The 17,604-nt window shown below is 62.2% G+C and carries 16 protein-coding genes; 12 read left to right on the top strand and 4 right to left on the bottom strand.

What is annotated here, in order from left to right; genetic code table 11:
* The first annotated feature begins 36 nt into the window (after positions 1 to 36).
* The 4 genes from polA to CSQ91_RS26130 all read left to right on the top strand — a co-directional run bounded on the left by polA (position 37) and on the right by CSQ91_RS26130 (position 6,829).
* Positions 37 to 2,799: a DNA polymerase I gene (gene polA / locus CSQ91_RS26145; protein WP_099390038.1), complete on the top strand. Its 2,763-nt coding sequence runs from the start codon at positions 37 to 39 to the stop codon at positions 2,797 to 2,799.
* A 128-nt stretch (positions 2,800 to 2,927) separates the two neighbouring features.
* Positions 2,928 to 3,812 (top strand): dienelactone hydrolase family protein, encoded by an 885-nt coding sequence (locus CSQ91_RS26140; RefSeq protein WP_099390037.1) that lies wholly within the window; start codon positions 2,928 to 2,930, stop codon positions 3,810 to 3,812.
* A 245-nt stretch (positions 3,813 to 4,057) separates the two neighbouring features.
* Entirely contained in the window at positions 4,058 to 4,816 is a 759-nt protein-coding gene (locus CSQ91_RS26135) for a ZIP family metal transporter (RefSeq protein ID WP_051959370.1), read from the top strand.
* 276 nt (positions 4,817 to 5,092) lie between these two features.
* The gene (locus CSQ91_RS26130; RefSeq protein WP_099390036.1) at positions 5,093 to 6,829 is read left to right on the top strand and encodes an ABC-F family ATP-binding cassette domain-containing protein; all 1,737 of its coding nucleotides are present in this window, start codon (positions 5,093 to 5,095) and stop codon (positions 6,827 to 6,829) included.
* Positions 6,830 to 6,872: 43 nt separating this feature from the next.
* Here CSQ91_RS26130 and CSQ91_RS26125 read toward each other — a convergent pair whose 3' ends face one another.
* The 3 genes from CSQ91_RS26125 to CSQ91_RS26115 are packed head-to-tail and all read right to left on the bottom strand — an operon-like array spanning position 6,873 to position 9,818.
* Positions 6,873 to 7,724 carry a sulfurtransferase gene (locus CSQ91_RS26125; protein ID WP_099390090.1) on the bottom strand — a complete coding sequence of 284 codons (852 nt, stop codon included), beginning with the start codon at positions 7,722 to 7,724 and terminating at the stop codon, positions 6,873 to 6,875.
* A 12-nt stretch (positions 7,725 to 7,736) separates the two neighbouring features.
* Positions 7,737 to 8,660 carry a DMT family transporter gene (locus CSQ91_RS29435; protein ID WP_099390035.1) on the bottom strand — a complete coding sequence of 308 codons (924 nt, stop codon included), beginning with the start codon at positions 8,658 to 8,660 and terminating at the stop codon, positions 7,737 to 7,739.
* A 57-nt stretch (positions 8,661 to 8,717) separates the two neighbouring features.
* Entirely contained in the window at positions 8,718 to 9,818 is a 1,101-nt protein-coding gene (locus CSQ91_RS26115) for an aromatic ring-hydroxylating oxygenase subunit alpha (RefSeq protein WP_099390034.1), read from the bottom strand.
* A 405-nt stretch (positions 9,819 to 10,223) separates the two neighbouring features.
* Here CSQ91_RS26115 and CSQ91_RS26110 point away from each other — a divergent pair, with 405 nt between their 5' ends.
* The 8 genes from CSQ91_RS26110 to CSQ91_RS26075 all read left to right on the top strand — a co-directional run bounded on the left by CSQ91_RS26110 (position 10,224) and on the right by CSQ91_RS26075 (position 16,949).
* A complete protein-coding gene (locus CSQ91_RS26110; RefSeq protein WP_034784821.1) occupies positions 10,224 to 10,475 on the top strand; it encodes an exodeoxyribonuclease VII small subunit in 252 nt (83 codons plus the stop codon).
* Positions 10,476 to 10,483: 8 nt separating this feature from the next.
* A complete protein-coding gene (locus CSQ91_RS26105; RefSeq protein WP_099390089.1) occupies positions 10,484 to 11,383 on the top strand; it encodes a polyprenyl synthetase family protein in 900 nt (299 codons plus the stop codon).
* On the top strand, positions 11,384 to 13,255 hold the full coding sequence (gene dxs / locus CSQ91_RS26100; protein WP_092612844.1) for a 1-deoxy-D-xylulose-5-phosphate synthase: 1,872 nt from the start codon (positions 11,384 to 11,386) through the stop codon (positions 13,253 to 13,255).
* Positions 13,256 to 13,444: 189 nt separating this feature from the next.
* The gene (locus tag CSQ91_RS26095; protein WP_099390088.1) at positions 13,445 to 15,502 is read left to right on the top strand and encodes an FUSC family protein; all 2,058 of its coding nucleotides are present in this window, start codon (positions 13,445 to 13,447) and stop codon (positions 15,500 to 15,502) included.
* A gap of 301 nt (positions 15,503 to 15,803) precedes the next feature.
* Positions 15,804 to 15,989 carry a hypothetical protein gene (locus CSQ91_RS26090; RefSeq protein WP_034784824.1) on the top strand — a complete coding sequence of 62 codons (186 nt, stop codon included), beginning with the start codon at positions 15,804 to 15,806 and terminating at the stop codon, positions 15,987 to 15,989.
* A gap of 81 nt (positions 15,990 to 16,070) precedes the next feature.
* Positions 16,071 to 16,451: a glutaredoxin family protein gene (locus CSQ91_RS26085; RefSeq protein WP_034784825.1), complete on the top strand. Its 381-nt coding sequence runs from the start codon at positions 16,071 to 16,073 to the stop codon at positions 16,449 to 16,451.
* Between the two features lie 31 nt (positions 16,452 to 16,482).
* Entirely contained in the window at positions 16,483 to 16,674 is a 192-nt protein-coding gene (locus CSQ91_RS26080) for a hypothetical protein (RefSeq protein WP_070278226.1), read from the top strand.
* A gap of 86 nt (positions 16,675 to 16,760) precedes the next feature.
* Positions 16,761 to 16,949 (top strand): hypothetical protein, encoded by a 189-nt coding sequence (locus tag CSQ91_RS26075; protein ID WP_034749095.1) that lies wholly within the window; start codon positions 16,761 to 16,763, stop codon positions 16,947 to 16,949.
* A gap of 63 nt (positions 16,950 to 17,012) precedes the next feature.
* Here the strand turns inward: CSQ91_RS26075 and CSQ91_RS26070 are convergent, their stop codons facing one another.
* Positions 17,013 to 17,567, bottom strand: coding sequence for a cob(I)yrinic acid a,c-diamide adenosyltransferase (locus tag CSQ91_RS26070; protein WP_099390033.1), 555 nt, complete (start codon positions 17,565 to 17,567; stop codon positions 17,013 to 17,015).
* Positions 17,568 to 17,604: the final 37 nt, after the last annotated feature.

Genomic DNA, 17,604 nt, shown 5'->3' with positions numbered 1-17,604 from the left:
CCCGGCTGGCGCGGCTCACCTTATTTTATTGGCATTATGCAAAACACCCTGCTGTTAGTCGACGGTTCCAGTTACCTTTATCGTGCCTTCCATGCGCTGCCCGACCTGCGCAGCCCGGATGGCTACCCCACGGGCGCCATGCACGGCATGGTCAACATGCTGCGTCGCCTGCGCGCCGATTACCCGGCCGCCTACATCGCCTGCGTGTTCGATGCCAAAGGTAAAACGTTCCGTGACGACATGTATCCGGAATACAAGGCCACGCGCGCCTCGATGCCGGACGACCTGCGCCTGCAGATCGAGCCGATCCACGAAGCCGTGCGCGCCATGGGCTGGCCGATATTGATGGTCGACGGCGTGGAGGCGGACGACGTGATCGGCACGCTGGCCGTGCAGGCCGCCGCCGCCGGCATGAACGTGGTGGTGTCGACTGGCGACAAGGACCTGGCGCAGCTGGTCAACAGCCAGGTGACCCTGATCAATACCATGAGCAACGAAAAGCTCGATGAAGCGGCCGTGCTGGTCAAATTCGGCGTGCCGCCGAACCGCATCATCGATTATCTGTCGCTGATCGGCGATACCGTGGACAACGTGCCGGGCGTATCGAAATGCGGCCCGAAGACGGCCGTCAAATGGCTAACCTTGTACGACAGCCTGGAAGGCGTGATGGAAAACGCGGCCAAGGTGGGCGGCGCCGTGGGTGAAAACCTGCGCACGGCCTTGCCATGGCTGCCGCAGGCGCGCGCCTTGATCACCGTCAAGACCGATTGCGACTTGTCCGGACACATGACGACCATCGCCGACTCGCTGGTGGCGAAACACGAAGACAAGGAAGCGCTGCTGGCCTTCTTCCAGCGCTACGGCTTCAAGGCCCTGCTGCGCGAACTGGGCGCCACGCCGCCGCCGATGTCGCCTGTTGGCGCACCGGCAACTGCCGGTGCCGCTGCTGCCAACACGACGGGCGACATGTTTGCCGATGCCGCGCCAGCAGTGGAAGCCGTGTATGAAACCGTGCTGACGGACGAGCAGCTGGACAAATGGATTGCCCTGATCGATGCGGCGCCCCTGACGGCAGTCGACACGGAAACCACGTCGCTGGAGCCGATGACGGCGCAAATGGTCGGCATTTCCCTCTCCGTGGCCGAGCACGCTGCCTGCTACATCCCGCTGGCCCACGACTACGCGGGCGCGCCCGAGCAATTAACGCGTGAACACGTGATGGCGAAGCTGCGTCCATGGCTGGAAGATGCGAACAAGCCCAAGCTGGGGCAGAACCTGAAATACGACAGCCACATCTTCGCCAACCACGGCGTGACGTTGCGCGGCATCGCCCACGATACCCTGCTCGAATCGTATGTGTTTGAATCGCACAAGAAGCACGACATGGACAGCCTGGCCCTGCGCCACCTGAACTACACGACCATCCCGTTCGAGGACGTGTGCGGCAAGGGCGCCAAGCAGATCACGTTCAATCAAGTCGAGGTAGAGCAGGCGGCGAAATATGCGGCCGAGGATGCCGACGTCACCTTGCGCTTGCACAATGCCATGTGGGGCAACGTGGCGAATGATGACAAGCTGACCTTCATCTATGAAAAGATCGAGATGCCGACGGCCGTGGTCTTGCAAAAGATCGAGCGCAACGGCGTGCTGATCGACGACGAATTGCTCAACATCCAGTCGGCCGAGCTGGCCGTGAAAATCCTCGAACTGGAAAAGAAGGCGTATGAACTGGCCGAGCAGCCATTCAACCTGGGTTCGCCCAAGCAGATCGGCGAAATCTTCTTTGAAAAGCTAAAACTGCCGGTGGTCAAGAAAACCCCGACGGGCGCGCCATCGACGGATGAAGAAGTGCTGCAAAAGCTGGCCGAGGATTATCCATTGCCCAAAGTGCTGCTCGAATACCGCGGCATGGCCAAGTTGAAGTCGACGTACACGGATAAATTGCCGAAGATGATCAACGTCACCACGGGACGCGTGCATACGAACTATGCGCAAGCCGTGGCCGTGACGGGACGATTGGCGTCGAACGACCCGAACTTGCAGAATATCCCCATCCGCAGCGCGGAAGGCCGGCGCATCCGCGAAGCGTTTATTGCGCCGCCCGGCAGCAGCATCGTCTCGGCCGACTATTCGCAGATCGAATTGCGCATCATGGCGCATATCTCGGGCGACGAAGCCATGCTGCGCGCATTTGCCGACGGCATCGACATTCACCGCGCCACGGCCGCTGAAATCTTCGGCGTGCCGGCTGCGGAAGTACAAAGCGAACAGCGCCGCTACGCCAAGGTCATCAACTTTGGTTTGATCTACGGCATGAGCGCATTCGGCCTGGCCGGTAATCTGGGCGTGGACCGTACGGCTGCGCAAAGCTATATCGACCGCTACTTTGCCCGTTTTTCCGGCGTAAAACAGTATATGGAAGACACGCGCCAGCAAGCCAAGGCGCGCGGCTACGTGGAAACCGTGTTCGGCCGCCGTTTGTGGTTGCCGGAAATCAATTCGCCGAACGGCCCCCGCCGCCAGGGCGCGGAACGGGCGGCGATCAATGCGCCCATGCAGGGCACGGCGGCCGACCTGATCAAGCTGGCCATGATCGCCGTGCAAGGCTGGCTGGAAACGGACAACTTGCAGACGAAGATGATCATGCAAGTGCACGATGAACTGGTGCTGGAAGTGCCGGACGCGGAGCTCGAATTGGTCCAGCGCAAGCTGCCGGAACTGATGGCGGGCGTGGCCGCGCTGAAAGTGCCGCTGACGGCCGAGGTGGGCGTCGGCAGGAACTGGGACGAAGCGCATTGATGCTGCGTCGGCTTACGCGGGGCGTGTCCCGCTAAGCCGGCCTACATGTTTACTTGAGCAATGACCGTAGGTCGGCTTAGCGCAGCGTAAGCCGACATTTCCAAACGCAATACCTTCAGGAGAAACGCATGAGCGACATGATCACCGATTGTGAAAGTTTGCTGGGCCAGAGCAGCTTGTCCGGGCCGGATGGCCGGCGTGGTTTCCTGAAGGTGGCGCTGGGCACTGGCTTTGCCGTGGCCGTCTTGCCCGTGGCGGCGCAAAACGTCATCAAGACGGATTCCGCCGGGCTCGTCACGGGCCACATGTCGGTGATGGTCGATGGCCAGGCCGTGCCCGTGTATGCGGCGCAGCCGGAAGGCAAGACGGGTTTGCCCGTGGTACTGGTCATTTCGGAAATCTTTGGTGTCCATGAACATATTGCCGACATGGCGCGCCGTTTTGCCAAGCAGGGTTATCTGGCGCTGGCGCCCGATTTGTTCGTGCGCCAGGGCGATCCCACCAAGGTGGCCAGCATCCCGGAGTTGATGAAAGGCATCATCGCCAAGACGCCGGACGCGCAAGTGATGGCGGACCTCGATGCGGTGGTGGCATGGGCGAAACAGAATGGCGGCGATACGAGCCGCCTGGGCATCACGGGCTTTTGCTGGGGCGGGCGCATCACCTGGCTGTACGCGGCGCACAATCCGGCCGTCAAGGCGGGCGTGGCCTGGTATGGCCGCCTCGTCGGCGAACCGACTGCCTTGCAGCCGAGCAATCCCATCGATATCGCCGCTACCTTGAAGGTTCCCGTACTGGGCTTGTATGGCGGCAAGGATACGGGCATCAGCCAGGAATCGATCGGCAAGATGAAGGATGCGCTGGCCAAGGGCGGCAACCCATCCGAGTTTGTCGTGTATACCGATGCGGGCCATGCCTTCAACGCCGATTACCGCCCCAGCTATGTGGCGGCCGATGCGAAAGACGGTTATGCGCGCTGCCTGGCCTGGTTCAAAAGCCACGGCGTGGCGTGATCTGCAACAGAAACATACCGCATCTTCCATAAATTGACGCGAAAGACGCACCGGGCTGTAAAATGCCCGGTGCGCGCCAATGCAGTACAATTGCATCTTCATCGCGCGACGCTGCCGCCAAACGCGCAAAAAATTAAACAATAGATAACAACGCATTCATCAGGCCAGACGCCAGCATCGCGGGCGCCAGTGACCCGGCGCCATTTTGAGGTAAGAAAATCATCGATCCCGTCCTTATATCCATTTTGCTCGCGACCACGATCGCGGGCGTGTTGAGCATTACCGCGGCGGCGATCTTTTCGTTTGCATTCCTTTCCAAAGTGGTCGAGCGCATGGTCAGCTTGTCCGTCGGCATCATGTTGTCGACGTCCCTGCTGCACGCTTTGCCCGAAGCGTTCGAATCGCAGGCGGACCCGCGCAGCCTGTTCGCCACGCTGCTGGCCGGTTTGCTGGCCTTTTTCATGCTGGAAAAATTCGCGATTTTGCGCCATTCGCACCACCACGAAGGCGATGGCCACCACCATGCGCACGGCCACGACAAGCACGAGGCGGGCAAGGCCGGCTGGATGATTTTAGTGGGCGACGGCATGCACAACTTTACGGACGGCATCCTGATCGCCGCCGCTTTCCTGGCCGACCCGAAACTGGGCCTGGTGACGGGCCTGGCCATCATCGCGCATGAAATTCCGCAGGAAATCGGCGACTTCATCGTGCTGCTCAATGCCGGCTTCTCGCGCCTGCGCGCGTATATCTTCAATCTGCTGTGCAGCCTGATGGCGGTGGCGGGCGGCTTGCTCGGCTATTTCACCCTGGACCGCGCCAGCAATCTGATTCCTTACGTGCTCGTGTTCGCCTCGTCAGGCTTTATCTATATTGCCTTGAGCGACCTGATGCCGCAGATGCAGCGCCGCGCCACCTTGCGCGAAACCATTCCGCAAGTGCTGTTGATCGCACTGGGCGTGTGCATCGTGCTGTTCCTGACGCATAAGCGTCACGGTGGTTGATGCCTGGCGCTGCCGGCGCAGTGCTACCTATGCTATATTGCCTTTCTGACTAACTTGCACAGAAAGGAGGAAAATATCATGGAAGAAAACTTGTTGCTCGCCTTGTGGCGCGCACGCTCTTTAAGCGCATTTGCCAGCTCTTGCCCACGTTCTATCGCGCTGCGATAACCTGGCCAGAGCAAAGTCACCCTCCCAGACGAGTCCTTTCCTGGTACTCCGTTGTCGTTAGCGCTCCTGTTAACGCGGATGCTTGCATCCCGAACAAAGACAAGAGCCATGACTACCCTTATCTCGACACAAGCTTTACAACTGGATACCCACGACGGTTTCCTCTTCAACGAACTCGCCTTTACCCTGCGCCAGGGCGACCGCATCGGCCTGATCGGCCACAATGGCTGCGGCAAATCCACCTTGCTGGGATTGCTCAGCGGCACGCGTGTAGCCACTGCCGGCACCATCCACTATGCTCGTGCCTGCCGCTTGCAGCACGTGGAGCAGCACTTGCCGCCAGAACTTGCCAAGCTGAGCCTGTACGACGCCTTGCTGGCGCCCGTGCTGGAGCAGCCGGAATTGCATTGGCGGGTCGACAGCCTGCTGGCCGAACTGGGTTTTGACCAAGAAACGGCGCAAGTGCCCGTGCATTCGCTGTCCGGCGGCCAGCACACGAGACTATTGCTGGGGCGTGCCCTGCTGCAGGAGCCGAACGTGCTGCTGCTCGACGAACCGAGCAATCACTTGGACTTGCCGTCGCTGCTGTGGCTGGAGCAATTCCTGCTGGCCTGGCGCGGCGCCTTCATCCTCGTCTCGCACGACCAGCGCCTGCTCGACAACGTGGCCACGCGCAGCTGGATCTTGCGCGATAGCCGCCTGTACGATTTCGATTTGCCGTGCGGCCCCGCGCTGGCGGCGCTGGCAGAGGCGGACGTAGCCGCTGCCGCCCGGCATGCGGCCGAACAGAAGGAAATCGACCGCCTGTCGGCCAGCAGCGCCCGCCTGGCCTTGTGGGGCCGCACCTATGACAATGAAGACCTGGCGCGCAAGGCCAAGACCATGCAGCGGCGCATCGACAAGCTGAAGGATGTGCAATCGTTCGTCAGCGACGGCGCGCCCTGGCGCTTGAGTCTGCGCGGCAAGGCGCTGGCGGCCGACCAGCTGCTGGCGCTCGACGGGCTGGATGTGCGCGCCGTGCCTGCGTCTCCCGTGCTGTTCCAGGTCGGCCAGCTGTGGCTGAAACCGGGCGACCGGGTCGCCTTGCTGGGCGCCAACGGCAGCGGCAAGTCGTCGCTGCTGCGCCTGTGCTGGCAAGCGATCCAGGCACAGGAGGAGCGCAGCGACTTGCGCTATCACAAGGCGGCGAACATCGGCTATTACGACCAGTCGCTCAAGCAACTGGCCGATACGGCCGACCTGTCCGACGCCCTGTACCCGTTTGCCGTGCAAAACGAGGCTGCGCGCAGCCAGGTGGCGCGCAAGCAGGCGTTGATCGCGGCCGGTTTCCCGTATGCGCGCCATGGCCAGACGGTGGCCACCCTGAGCGGCGGCGAGCGGGCGCGGCTGCTGTTCCTGGGGCTGTCGCTGGCCAGCTACCACTTGCTGCTGCTGGACGAGCCCAGCAATCACCTGGACATGCAGGGCAAGGCGGAACTGGGGCAAGCGCTGCTCAGCTTTGCGGGTGGCTGCCTGCTGGTGTCGCACGACCGCGACCTGATCGAGACGGCCTGCAACCGGTTTTGGGTGGTGGCCGATGGCGGGCTGGAAGAGTGGCTTGACGCGGCCAGCGCGTATGCACGGCTGAGTGCGGAAGATGGGCAGGCGTCGACGCCTGCGCCGCGCGTGGAGCATGCGTCTGCGGTACTGACGGACATCGACGTGCAACTGGAGCGCTTGTGCGAACTGGAGCAATTGCTGGCGGAAGACCTGGCAAGGAAGCCGCGCCACCAGAAGCCGGCCAGCCAGCAGGCGTGGCTGGCGGAACTGGAGCGCTTGAATCAAGCGCTGGGGATAACGTCGTAGTTATCCACAGGTGAAATGGCGGACCAGCTGGTCCGCCATTTTTTTAACTCCCCGTCGCCACGGGCCGCGCCGGATCGGCGCACCATTCGCTCCACGAGCCCGGATACAGGGCCGCGCCAGGCAAACCTGCCACTTCCAGTGCCAGCAGGTTGTGGCAAGCCGTCACGCCGGAACCGCACTGCAGGATGGCTGCCTGCGGCGAGGCGACCAAGGCACTGAAGTCCTGCCTGAGTTCTTCCGCGCTTTTAAAACGGCCGTCTGGCAGCAGGTTGTCCTTGAAGAAACGGTTTTTCGCGCCGGGGATATGGCCGCCCACGGGGTCGATGGTTTCGTTTTCGCCGCGATAACGGTCGGGCGCGCGCGCGTCGATCACCGTCAACGCCTGGGTTTCCAGGTTGGCAACGACGTCCTGCACGCTGACCGTGCGCGTCAGGCTGGCTTTTTCCGTCAGGTTGCCAATAGGGCGGGGCGCCACCGGTGTGACCAGCGGCAAGCCTTGCGCCTGCCAGCCGGCCAGGCCGCCGTCGAGCACGGCCACGGCTGGATGGCCAACCCAGCGCAGCAGCCACCACAAACGGGCGGCGAACATGCCGCCCTGGCCGTCGTAGGCGACCACTTGCGTGTCGTCATTGATGCCCCAGCCGCGCAGGGTGGCCAGCAGGGCGTTGCGGTCGGGCAGCGGATGGCGTCCGGTAAAGTCCGCGCCGCGCGCCGTCTTGGGGCCGGACAGGGCCGTGTCGATATCGGCGAACTGGGCGTTCTGGATGTGGCCGGCGGCAAACGCATCGCTGCCGGCGGCCGGGTTGAGCAAGTCGTGGCGGCAATCGAGGATGACCCAGTTGCTGTCGTTCAGGTGGCTGGACAAATCATTGCTGTTGATCAAGGTCGTATACAAGGTCATGACTCCTTACACTTCGCTGGCGATGGGATCCGTGCGCGCGATCGCCGCGCCACGGGCCGTGTTGCGGGTATTGTAATAGGTTGCCGCGATGCCGGAAGCGAGAATGATGCTGATGCCGGCCCAGCCATGCCAGTCGAACAGGTCGCCAAAGATCACCACGCCCCAGAAGCTGGAAAAGACGATGCCCGTGTATTGCAGGTTTGCAACCACGAGGGTCTTGCCCAGGCGATAGGCGCGCGTCATGGCCATCTGCGCCATGGTGGCGCACAGGCCGATGGCGGCCAGCAAGCCGATGCCGTAGCCGCTCGTGTGCGCGTGCCAGACGACGGGGCCGCCGCCGGCGCTGGCCACGTGGCCGATCACGCCAGCGAGGAAATTGACGACCGAGAAATAAAACACGACCCGGTATTCGGGTTCGCCCAGCAGGCCCAGCTTGCGCACCTGCAGGTAGGCGAGGGCCGACAGCATGCCGGAAATCAGAGCCGTGATGGCGCCAGCCGCCTGGTCCGTCTCGAACACGGGCTGCAGCAGCAGGGTCACGCCGACAAAGCTCATGGCAATGGCCGCCACCAGCGGCCACTCGACTTGCTTCGTTGCCTTCCACCAGCCGCCGGCCAGCAGGATCACGGCGATCCAGATGGGCGCCATATAGTTCAGAGTCATGGCGGTGGCCAGCGGCAGGATGGCGATGGCATAAAACCACAGCCACAGGGCGATCACGCCCACCACGCCGCGCCACAGATGCTGGCCCGGCATCGTGGTTTTAAAGCTGCCACCCTGATAGAGGATGGTGCAGCTCATGACGGTCATGCCGATGATGCCGCGGTACATGACGATTTCGGACGTCGAATACATATCCGACGCCAGCTTGACGCACACGCCCATGATGGCGAACATGAAACTTGCAAACAGCATCCAAAGAGATTGCATCTGATTCCTGAAAAACGCGGGGATAAAAAAAGGCCGCACGAGGCGGCCCTTGAGGGACTACAGTTCGATATTGTTGCGATACCACTCGTGGAAATGCTGCATGCCATCTTCCATCGGCGACTGGTAAGGGCCCACTTCGCTGACGCCGCGCGCCATCAGGGCCTTGCGGCCCGCGTCCATGCGTTGGGCGATTTCATCGTCCTCGACACAGGTTTCCATGTAGGCAGCCCGTTCCGCTTCGACGAAGTCGCGCTCGAACAACACAATTTCTTCCGGGTAATAAAACTCCACCACGTTGCGCGTCTTTTGCGGGCCGTCGGGCCACAGGGTCGAGACGACCAGCACGTGCGGATACCATTCGACCATGATGTTCGGATACAGGGTCAGCCAGATGGCGCCATACGGCGGCGCTTCGCCGCCGCGGAATTGCAGCACCTGCTCCTGCCATTTCTTGTAGGCAGGCGAGCCGGCTTGCTGCAAGCCGCGGTGCACGCCCACCGTTTGCACGCTGTAATCCTTGCCGAATTCCCAGCGCAGGTCGTCGCAGCTGACGAAGCTGCCCAGGCCCGGGTGGAACGGTTCCACGTGATAGTCTTCCAGATAGACTTCGATGAAGGTCTTCCAGTTGTAGTCGCACTCGTGGATTTCCACGTGGTCGAACATATAGCCGGAAAAATCGAGGTCTTTCGAGACGGACAAAGCTTTCAATTTTTCCATCACGTTGTAGCCGTTTTGCTCGAACAGCAAGCCATTCCAGCTTTGCAGCGGCGTTTTCGACAGGTTCAGGCACGGCGTCTCGGGGAAATGCGGCGCGCCGATCAATTCACCCTTGAGATCGTAGGTCCAGCGGTGCAGCGGGCAGACGATATGATTCGCATTGCCGCGGCCATTGAACATCAGCGCCTGCCGGTGACGGCACACGTTGGACAGCACTTCGATGCCATTGGCGTTGCGCACGAGCATGCGCCCTTCGTTCTCAGACGCCAGGGTCGCAAAATCGCCGGTTTCCGGCACCATCAGCTCATGCCCGACATAGCGCGGGCCGGCTTGGAACAATTGCTGCATTTCACGCTGCAACAGCGTTTCGTCAAAATAGACGTGGACCGGAAGTTGCGCGTTTGAACGCGCCAGCTTGGCGTGAGTAGCCAGATCGGACATCCCAACCCCCCATAAATGTACAACGGTCAGCAGTGCCCCAGGCCATTCCCTGGGCAACCGCTACAGAGAGAAAGAATCCGCAAAGACCTGAATTCAAATTTGTTGAAACGGTATTTCGGACAGAACCGGCGATTATAGCGCGGATCGGCCTCGGCATTATCAAACTCCCCCGCGAAATAGCCTATTAATGAGAAACATTGTCATTTGGCGCGCAATTTTCGGCAGAGAGGGGGGATTCGGCTAAAATTCACTGACAAGCTGGCAACGCTATTGACTTTGAGCGCGCCGATTGCGCTTTAGTTTTCACTTAATAGTGTGGTTTGTTCTAAAATAACGCTTCTATGCTGGCCGGGAATCCCCGGCGTCTCCCTACAAGCCCCTCGTGCCACGAAGAGATCTGAGTCTATGTCGAAGAAATTAACTGCCGCTGCCGCAGCGCCGGCCTCGTTTGAAGAGGCAATGGCGGAACTGGCGCAGCTGGTAACGCAAATGGAAGCGGGCCAGTTGCCGCTGGAAGCATCGGTCGCGGCGTATCAGCGCGGCTCGGAACTGGTCAAGTATTGCGCAAGCCAGCTCGACAGCGTCGAAGCGCAGGTGAAAGTACTCGAAGGCGACATGTTGAAACCGTTCGTGGATGCCGGCGAGGCCGCCCAATGATGGCCAGCATGCAACAAGATGGCGTGACCTTCGGCGACTGGATCCAAGCCACCCAGTCCGGCGTGGAAGCCCGGCTCGACCAGTTCCTGCCGGCGGCCGATACCGTGCCGCACAAGCTGCACGCTGCCATGCGCTATGCGCTGCTGGGCGGCGGCAAGCGCGTGCGCCCGCTGCTGGTGATGGCGGCTGGCAAACTGTTTGATGCCGATCGAGATACCCTCGCCCGTGCTGCTTGCGCGCTGGAAATGATTCACGTGTATTCGCTCGTGCATGACGACATGCCGTGCATGGATGACGATGCCTTGCGCCGTGGCAAGCCCACCGTGCACATCGCCTACGATGAAGCGACGGCCCTGCTGGTCGGCGACGCGCTGCAATCGCAAGCGTTCATGCTGCTGGCCGATGGCGCTGCTATTCCTCCTGCGCGGCAAATGGCGATGATCAAGCTGCTGGCGCACGCCTCCGGTTCGGCCGGCATGTGCGGCGGCCAGGCGATCGACCTCGACAGCGTCGGCCTGGCCTTGACCTTGCCGCAGCTGGAACAGATGCATCAACTGAAAACGGGCGCCTTGCTGCGCGCGGCCGTGATTCTCGGCGCGCTGGCCGGCAAGGACTTGACGGCGGACGAGATGACGGCGCTGAACGCGTATGCGCGCGCCGTCGGACTGGCGTTCCAGGTGGTCGACGATGTGCTCGACGCAACGGCTGATTCGGCCACCCTGGGCAAGACGGCAGGCAAGGATGCGGCCGCCAACAAGCCCACTTACGTATCGATACTGGGGCTGGAACCATCGCGAGCCCTGGCAGAACAATTGCGGTGCGACGCCCATGCGGCGCTGGCGCCATTCGGGGACAAGGCACGCCGTTTGCGCGAGCTGGCGGACCTGGTCGTGCAGCGGAAGGCATAAATGAAACTGTTAGAAACCATCAATGAACCAGCGCAAGTGCGCAAGCTGGCCCGCTCGCAACTGGTGCCGCTGGCCCAGGAACTGCGCAGCTTCCTGCTCGACTCCGTTTCCAAGACGGGGGGCCACTTGTCGTCCAACCTGGGCACGGTCGAGCTGACTGTCGCGCTGCATTACGTGTTCAACACGCCGCACGACCGCATCGTGTGGGACGTGGGCCACCAGACCTATTCACACAAGATCCTCACGGGCCGCCGCGAGCGCATGCATACCCTGCGCCAGAAGGATGGCATTTCCGGCTTCCCGAAGCGCGACGAAAGCGAATACGACACCTTCGGCACGGCGCACTCGTCGACGTCGATCTCGGCCGCGCTGGGCATGGCGCAGGCCGCCAAGATCAAGGGTGACCCGCTGCATGCGATCGCCGTGATCGGCGACGGCTCGATGACGGCCGGCATGGCTTTCGAGGCGATGAACAATGCGGGCGTGCAGGAAGACGTCAACTTGCTGGTGATCCTGAACGACAACGACATGTCGATCTCGCCGCCCGTGGGCGCCCTGAACCGCCACCTGGCGCGTCTGATGTCGGGCCAGTTCTATGCGGCAGCGAAAAATGTCGGCAAGTCCGTCTTGCCCGGCCCCGTGCTGGAACTGGCGAAGCGCTTTGAAGAGCACGCCAAAGGCATGGTCGTGCCCGCCACCATGTTCGAAGAGTTCGGTTTTAACTATATCGGTCCCATCGACGGCCACGACCTCGATTCGCTGATCCCGACCTTGCAAAATATCAAGCAATTGAAGGGCCCGCAATTCCTGCACGTGGTCACCAAGAAGGGGCAAGGCTACAAGCTGGCCGAGGCGGAGCCGATCCTGTATCACGGCACGCCGAAGTTCAATCCGCTGGAAGGCATCAAGCCGGCCACGGCGCCGGGCAAGATGACGTACACGGAAGTGTTCGGCAACTGGCTGTGCGACATGGCCGCCCACGACAAGCGCCTGGTGGGCATCACGCCGGCCATGCGCGAAGGTTCGGGCATGGTCAAGTTCGAACAGCAATATCCGAACCGTTACTTTGACGTCGGCATTGCCGAGCAGCATTCCGTGACGTTTGGCGCGGGCCTGGCCTGCGAAGGCTTGAAACCCGTCGTGGCCATCTATTCGACCTTCCTGCAGCGCGCCTACGACCAGCTGATCCACGACGTGGCCCTGCAAAACCTGGACGTGACGTTCGCGCTGGACCGCGCCGGCCTGGTGGGCGCCGATGGCGCCACGCACGCGGGCAATTACGACATGGCATTCCTGCGCTGCATCCCGAACATGGTCATCATGGCCGCGTCCGACGAAAACGAATGCCGGCAAATGCTGACGACGGGCTACCATTATCCTGGCCCGGCCGCGATCCGCTATCCGCGCGGCGCCGGCGCCGGCGTGGCCATCGTGCCGGAACTGACGAGCATTGAAATCGGTAAGGGCGAGATCAAGCGCCAGGGCAAGCGCATCGCCATCCTGGCCTTCGGTTCCATGGTGGCGCCTAGCGTGGCGGCGGGCGAGAAGCTCGACGCGACGGTGGCGAACATGCGCTTCGTCAAGCCGCTCGACGTGGCACTGGTGAAACAGCTGGCCGCCGACCACGATTACCTGGTGACGGTGGAAGAGGGCTGCATCATGGGCGGCGCCGGCTCGGCCGTGGCCGAGGCGCTGGCAGCGGAAGGCATCGTCAAGCCGATCCTGATGCTGGGCTTGCCCGACACCTTCATCGACCATGGCGACCCCGTGCAACTGCTGAAAAGCGTGGGCCTGGACGCCACCGGCATCGCCGCGTCGATCGAGCAGCGCTTTGGCGGCACGCAGCCGCCGCGCCTGGCAGCTGTCAGCTAAGCTGGCTTGCATACGGAAAAGCGACATCGCGGTGTCGCTTTTTTTTCGTCTGCTGTCATTTACGTTGCACTGCAACATTTTTCGCCAGGGAATGCTACGATGACGCTTTGATACTTTTCAAAGTCGATATTGCATTTCAGGAAACTTCACCGCCGTTCGCGCGCGCTGGCCAGCCGCTGGCTGACGGGCATGCACGCCTATACCGATACCCTGGCGCAGCGCCGCCCCCTGTGGATGGTCAGCCTGGCCATCGACGAAACGAACCTGTCCGAAGGCTTGCGGGCCGCCTGCGCCTCGAGCGCCATGCTGCTGCTGGGCCTGCTGTTCGACCACCCCGATTTTTCCTGGGCCGCCATCGGCGCCTTCTGGACTTGCCTGGCCGACGCGGCGGGCACGCGGCGCATGCGCTTCGTCTCGATGGTGGGCTTCGGCTTGCTGTCGACCGTGGCCGGCGGCCTGACGGCGCTGGCGGCCGGCCATGGCGTGGCGGCGGCGGCCATCGCCGTGCTGCTGTTTTCCTGGGCCGGCGCGCTGGCGCGCATCTGGGGCGCGGCCACGGCGCAGGTGGCCATCCTGGCCGCCACGGCGTGCGTGGTGATGGTCACGCATCCGCTGGAATCGATGACGCAGACGGCGCCTTTCCTGGGCCTGTACATGTTCGGCTGCCTGTTCGCCACCGTGCTCAGCTTTACCGTCTGGCGCATCCACCCGTTCAGCCCTGCCAGGCGCGCCATTCGCGCCGCGTATTCGCGCCTGGCCGGCATCGCGCGCGACAATGCGCGCTTTCTCGCACATGATGCCGCGCAGGCGGACGCGGCAGCACATGGCGCCAGCTACCGTTCGCAGGCGCGCGCCGCGCTGGAAGCGGCGCGGGTGGCGCTGGCCGCCGTGCCGCCTGCGCGCGCGGGCCGCAGCGCCCTGTACGACAACCTGCTGCTGGCGCTCAGCGACGCCGAGCGCATCTTCGCCTATCTGATCGCCGTCACGCATACGTGCGAGCGCGAGCAGCAGCGCCTGCGCCGGGACCCGCGCGCGCGGCGCAGCCTGGAAGTGATGGCCGTGCTGCTGCGCCGCCTGGGGCAAGCCGTGCAGCGCCAGCCGGAAACGCCGCCGCTGGCCTTGCAGCGCCGCCTGGCCGGCTGCGGACGGCGCCTGGAAGCGGCGCTGGGCGCCTTGCTGCCGCTGCGCCTGAACGTGGACTTCATGGAGCTGGGCTTGCCGCGCGCGGCGCAGCTGCCGTGGCGCGAAGCGGCCTTCCTGGCGCTGGGGCAGGCGTGGCAGACGGCAAAAGTCAATGCCACGCCGCAGTCGCTGAGCTGGCGCCATGCGGCGCGCGTGTCGCTGGCGACGACGGCCGGCTTCCTGCTGGTCGAGGCCTTGCATATACCGTTCGGCTACTGGGCCACCATGGCGACCTTGCTGATACTGCAGCCATCCGTGTCGACCACGTGGCCGCGCGGCATCGAGCGGGTCGCGGGCAGCGTGCTGGGCGCCGTGCTGGCCGTGCTGATCGGCCTGGTCATTTACACGCCGCTCGGTATTTCGCTGGTGGTGTTTCCCCTGATCGTCGCGACCATGGCCTTGCGCCGTGTCAGCTACAGCCTGCACGTGCTGTTCATGACGCCGGCCTTCGTGCTGGTGGCCGATTATGCGGCGCCCGCCAGCGAGATGGTGTATGCGATGAGCCGCCTGGGCAACAATGTGCTGGGCTGCGTGCTGGCCCTGCTGGCCACGTTTTTCCTGTGGCCGGACCGCGAGGCGGACGACCTGGACCAGCGCCTGGCGAAAGCCGTGTCGGCCAACCTGAAATACCTGCTGGCCGTGCTGGCGGCGGGTGGACGCTGGGATAGCGCCATCGCGCGCCTGCGCCGCGAGGCGGGACTGGCCAGCAATAACGCGGAACAGGTCTTGCAGCGCTTGCGCATCGAGCGCCGCCTGGACCGCAGTAGCGGCGTGGGTCTGGCGGCGCTGCGCACCCTGCCGCTGCTGCGCCGCGTGGCGGGCAGCACGGCGCGCATCAGTCTGAGTCCCCAGGCCGAGCCTGCGCCGCCCGAATTGCAACGGTGGATTGCCGCCGTCAGCGGGGAAATCGATGCCTTGCTGCGTGGTGAAGCCGATGCCGGCGCGCCTGCTCCCTGCATTGCCGAGGGATTGACGGCCCTGCAGGCCGATGCCGTGGCCCAGGTGCAGCTGCTGCGCGGCTTGCTGCGCGAGCATGTGCAGGCGCTGGCTGGCGGCGCGCGGTGACGCCATCGTGCTGACGCGTTTTTTCGGCGTCGTGTAGCCGCTCGGCCGGCTGCGCCCGCAACCGGCCTCTACTGATTGCGGCGCCAATATTGTATAGACGTTTGGCGCCTTCCAATCTCTCCAAATTCCACATTTCATGGGCTGTCCCGATATATTTTCCAAACTGGAAATTTATCGAAAGGAAACGTTGACTCTAAAATAAGTGCGGTCTATATTCGATTTTGTAGCAAGCAAAGATGAAATTTCTTACGACTGGTCTGACGCGATTGCTTGGTGCAATAGCTCACATGGAGAGTAGTAAATGAAAAAGATTGCCGCATTTATTTTTACCGTGGGATTGAGTGCTTCCTATGCCATTGCTTCGGATATCGGCTGCTCCAGCTGCGAAGAGGAATTGCGGGAATGCACGATGATGAATGGCGACAGATCCCCCTTTTGCATAGGCAGTTACAAAGCCTGCCTGAAAGTCTGCCAAATCGGCGCCTGATATCCATGTTGCATTACGAGGCGGCCGGCACGCGCACGCTGCGCCGGCCGCCCTCGATCATTGACGCCTCTGACAATACTTATGATGCAGAAAAAAATTAAAACCATCGCCATGTATGGCTTGATCCTGGCCGCCGGCCTGGGCAGCGGTTATGGCCTGTCCTTGTTGCCCGGTTTGCTCAAGCCGAATTACACCGAGGGTAATTACGCCGCATATTTCCCGAATGCCCAGGCGAAGGTGGTGCTGTACGGTACGGATTGGTGCGGCTATTGCGCCAAGACGCGCGCGTATTTCAAGGAAAACAAGATCGAATTCGTCGATCTCGATATCGAGAAATCACCGGAAGCGAGAAAAGCCCATGAAGAACTCGGCGGCGGCGGCGTACCCGTGGTGTTGATCGGCAACCGCAAGATCCAGGGTTTCAATACTGGCGCGCTGGAAGCGGCGCTGAAGAAAATCTGACGTTTCAACTTGTTAACCTGAAAGGCTCACCATGTTCAAAAAGATTGCCGCTTTCCTGTTTGCCGCCGGTGCTGCGCTGTCCTTCAGTGTCCATGCCGGCGGCCCTGACTGTACCTTTGTCTGCGAACGCAACCTGCTCGATTGTGTGGAATTCGGCCAGCCGGCCTGCATGGAAAATTATCAGGCTTGCCAGAAGGAATGCCTGCGTCCGCCGCATAACTGACGCGCGGAGGCACTGATGGATGACGCGTAAGGGACGGCGCGCCATGGATGTTGCTCATCGTCTGACATTTCCACAAAGGAGTACCAATGTTTAAAAAACTGGGTTTCTTTTTGTTTGCCATGGGCGTGAGCGCCTCGTATGCGATGGCCAGTAGTACCGCCGACATTTCCGAATGCCAGTCCGAGTGCTATATGGCGCTCGATGCCTGTGTCATGGAGTTCAGTGTTCCTTCATGCGTCCGCGCCAATAAAGTGTGTCTTCAGGCCTGCGGCTGAGTAACACCCTGCCAGCTGGTAAAGCACGGCGATGCGGTTTGACAGGCATCGCCGTTTTTTATGTCATCCCCGCGTGCGGTCATGCCGCCACAGCACGTCGCTGCCGCCGGCAAAGCGGTTGAGTACGCGCGACAGCACGAACAGCAGGTCCGACAGACGGTTCACGTATTGGCGCGGATGTTCGTGGAGGGGGTCCGCATTGGCCAGCGCGACGATGCTGCGCTCGGCGCGGCGGCACACGGTACGGCACACATGCGCCAGCGAAGCGGCGCGCGAACCGGCCGGCAGGATGAATTCACTCAAGGCCGGCAAGTCCGCATTGTATTTCGCCAGCAGGTCGTCGAGGCGCAGCACGTGCTCTTCCTTGATCAGCTGGTAGCCGGGGATGCAGATTTCTCCGCCCAGGTCGAACAGATCGTGCTGGATGGCCACCAGCTCGTCGCGCAAGGCGTCGGGCATGGCTTCGCACAGCAGCAGTCCCAGATTCGAATTGAGTTCGTCCACGTCGCCCATGGCGTGGATGCGGGCGCTGTCCTTGCTGGTGCGGCTGCCGTCGCCCAGGCCGGTGCTGCCATTGTCGCCCGTGCGCGTGGCGATTTTCGAAAGTCGGTTGCCCATGATGTCGGTCCTGTAAAGAAGAATGGGGGCAGCATAC

It is taken from the genome of Janthinobacterium sp. BJB301 (assembly GCF_002735685.1).
Taxonomy (GTDB): domain Bacteria; phylum Pseudomonadota; class Gammaproteobacteria; order Burkholderiales; family Burkholderiaceae_D; genus Janthinobacterium; species Janthinobacterium lividum.
This window is presented reverse-complemented; position numbering and strand designations above follow the sequence as displayed.

Bases quoted from the DNA above. Each gene is read 5' to 3' on its own strand.
- polA (WP_099390038.1), top strand. From the start codon at position 37: ATGCAAAACACCCTGCTGTTAGTCGACGGTTCCAGTTACCTTTATCGT.
- CSQ91_RS26140 (WP_099390037.1), top strand. From the start codon at position 2,928: ATGAGCGACATGATCACCGATTGTGAAAGTTTGCTGGGCCAGAGCAGC.
- CSQ91_RS26130 (WP_099390036.1), top strand. From the start codon at position 5,093: ATGACTACCCTTATCTCGACACAAGCTTTACAACTGGATACCCACGAC.
- CSQ91_RS29435 (WP_099390035.1), bottom strand. From the start codon at position 8,660: ATGCAATCTCTTTGGATGCTGTTTGCAAGTTTCATGTTCGCCATCATG.
- CSQ91_RS26115 (WP_099390034.1), bottom strand. From the start codon at position 9,818: ATGTCCGATCTGGCTACTCACGCCAAGCTGGCGCGTTCAAACGCGCAA.
- CSQ91_RS26110 (WP_034784821.1), top strand. From the start codon at position 10,224: ATGTCGAAGAAATTAACTGCCGCTGCCGCAGCGCCGGCCTCGTTTGAA.
- CSQ91_RS26105 (WP_099390089.1), top strand. From the start codon at position 10,484: ATGCAACAAGATGGCGTGACCTTCGGCGACTGGATCCAAGCCACCCAG.
- dxs (WP_092612844.1), top strand. From the start codon at position 11,384: ATGAAACTGTTAGAAACCATCAATGAACCAGCGCAAGTGCGCAAGCTG.
- CSQ91_RS26095 (WP_099390088.1), top strand. From the start codon at position 13,445: ATGCACGCCTATACCGATACCCTGGCGCAGCGCCGCCCCCTGTGGATG.
- CSQ91_RS26090 (WP_034784824.1), top strand. From the start codon at position 15,804: ATGAAAAAGATTGCCGCATTTATTTTTACCGTGGGATTGAGTGCTTCC.
- CSQ91_RS26085 (WP_034784825.1), top strand. From the start codon at position 16,071: ATGATGCAGAAAAAAATTAAAACCATCGCCATGTATGGCTTGATCCTG.
- CSQ91_RS26080 (WP_070278226.1), top strand. From the start codon at position 16,483: ATGTTCAAAAAGATTGCCGCTTTCCTGTTTGCCGCCGGTGCTGCGCTG.
- CSQ91_RS26075 (WP_034749095.1), top strand. From the start codon at position 16,761: ATGTTTAAAAAACTGGGTTTCTTTTTGTTTGCCATGGGCGTGAGCGCC.
- CSQ91_RS26070 (WP_099390033.1), bottom strand. From the start codon at position 17,567: ATGGGCAACCGACTTTCGAAAATCGCCACGCGCACGGGCGACAATGGC.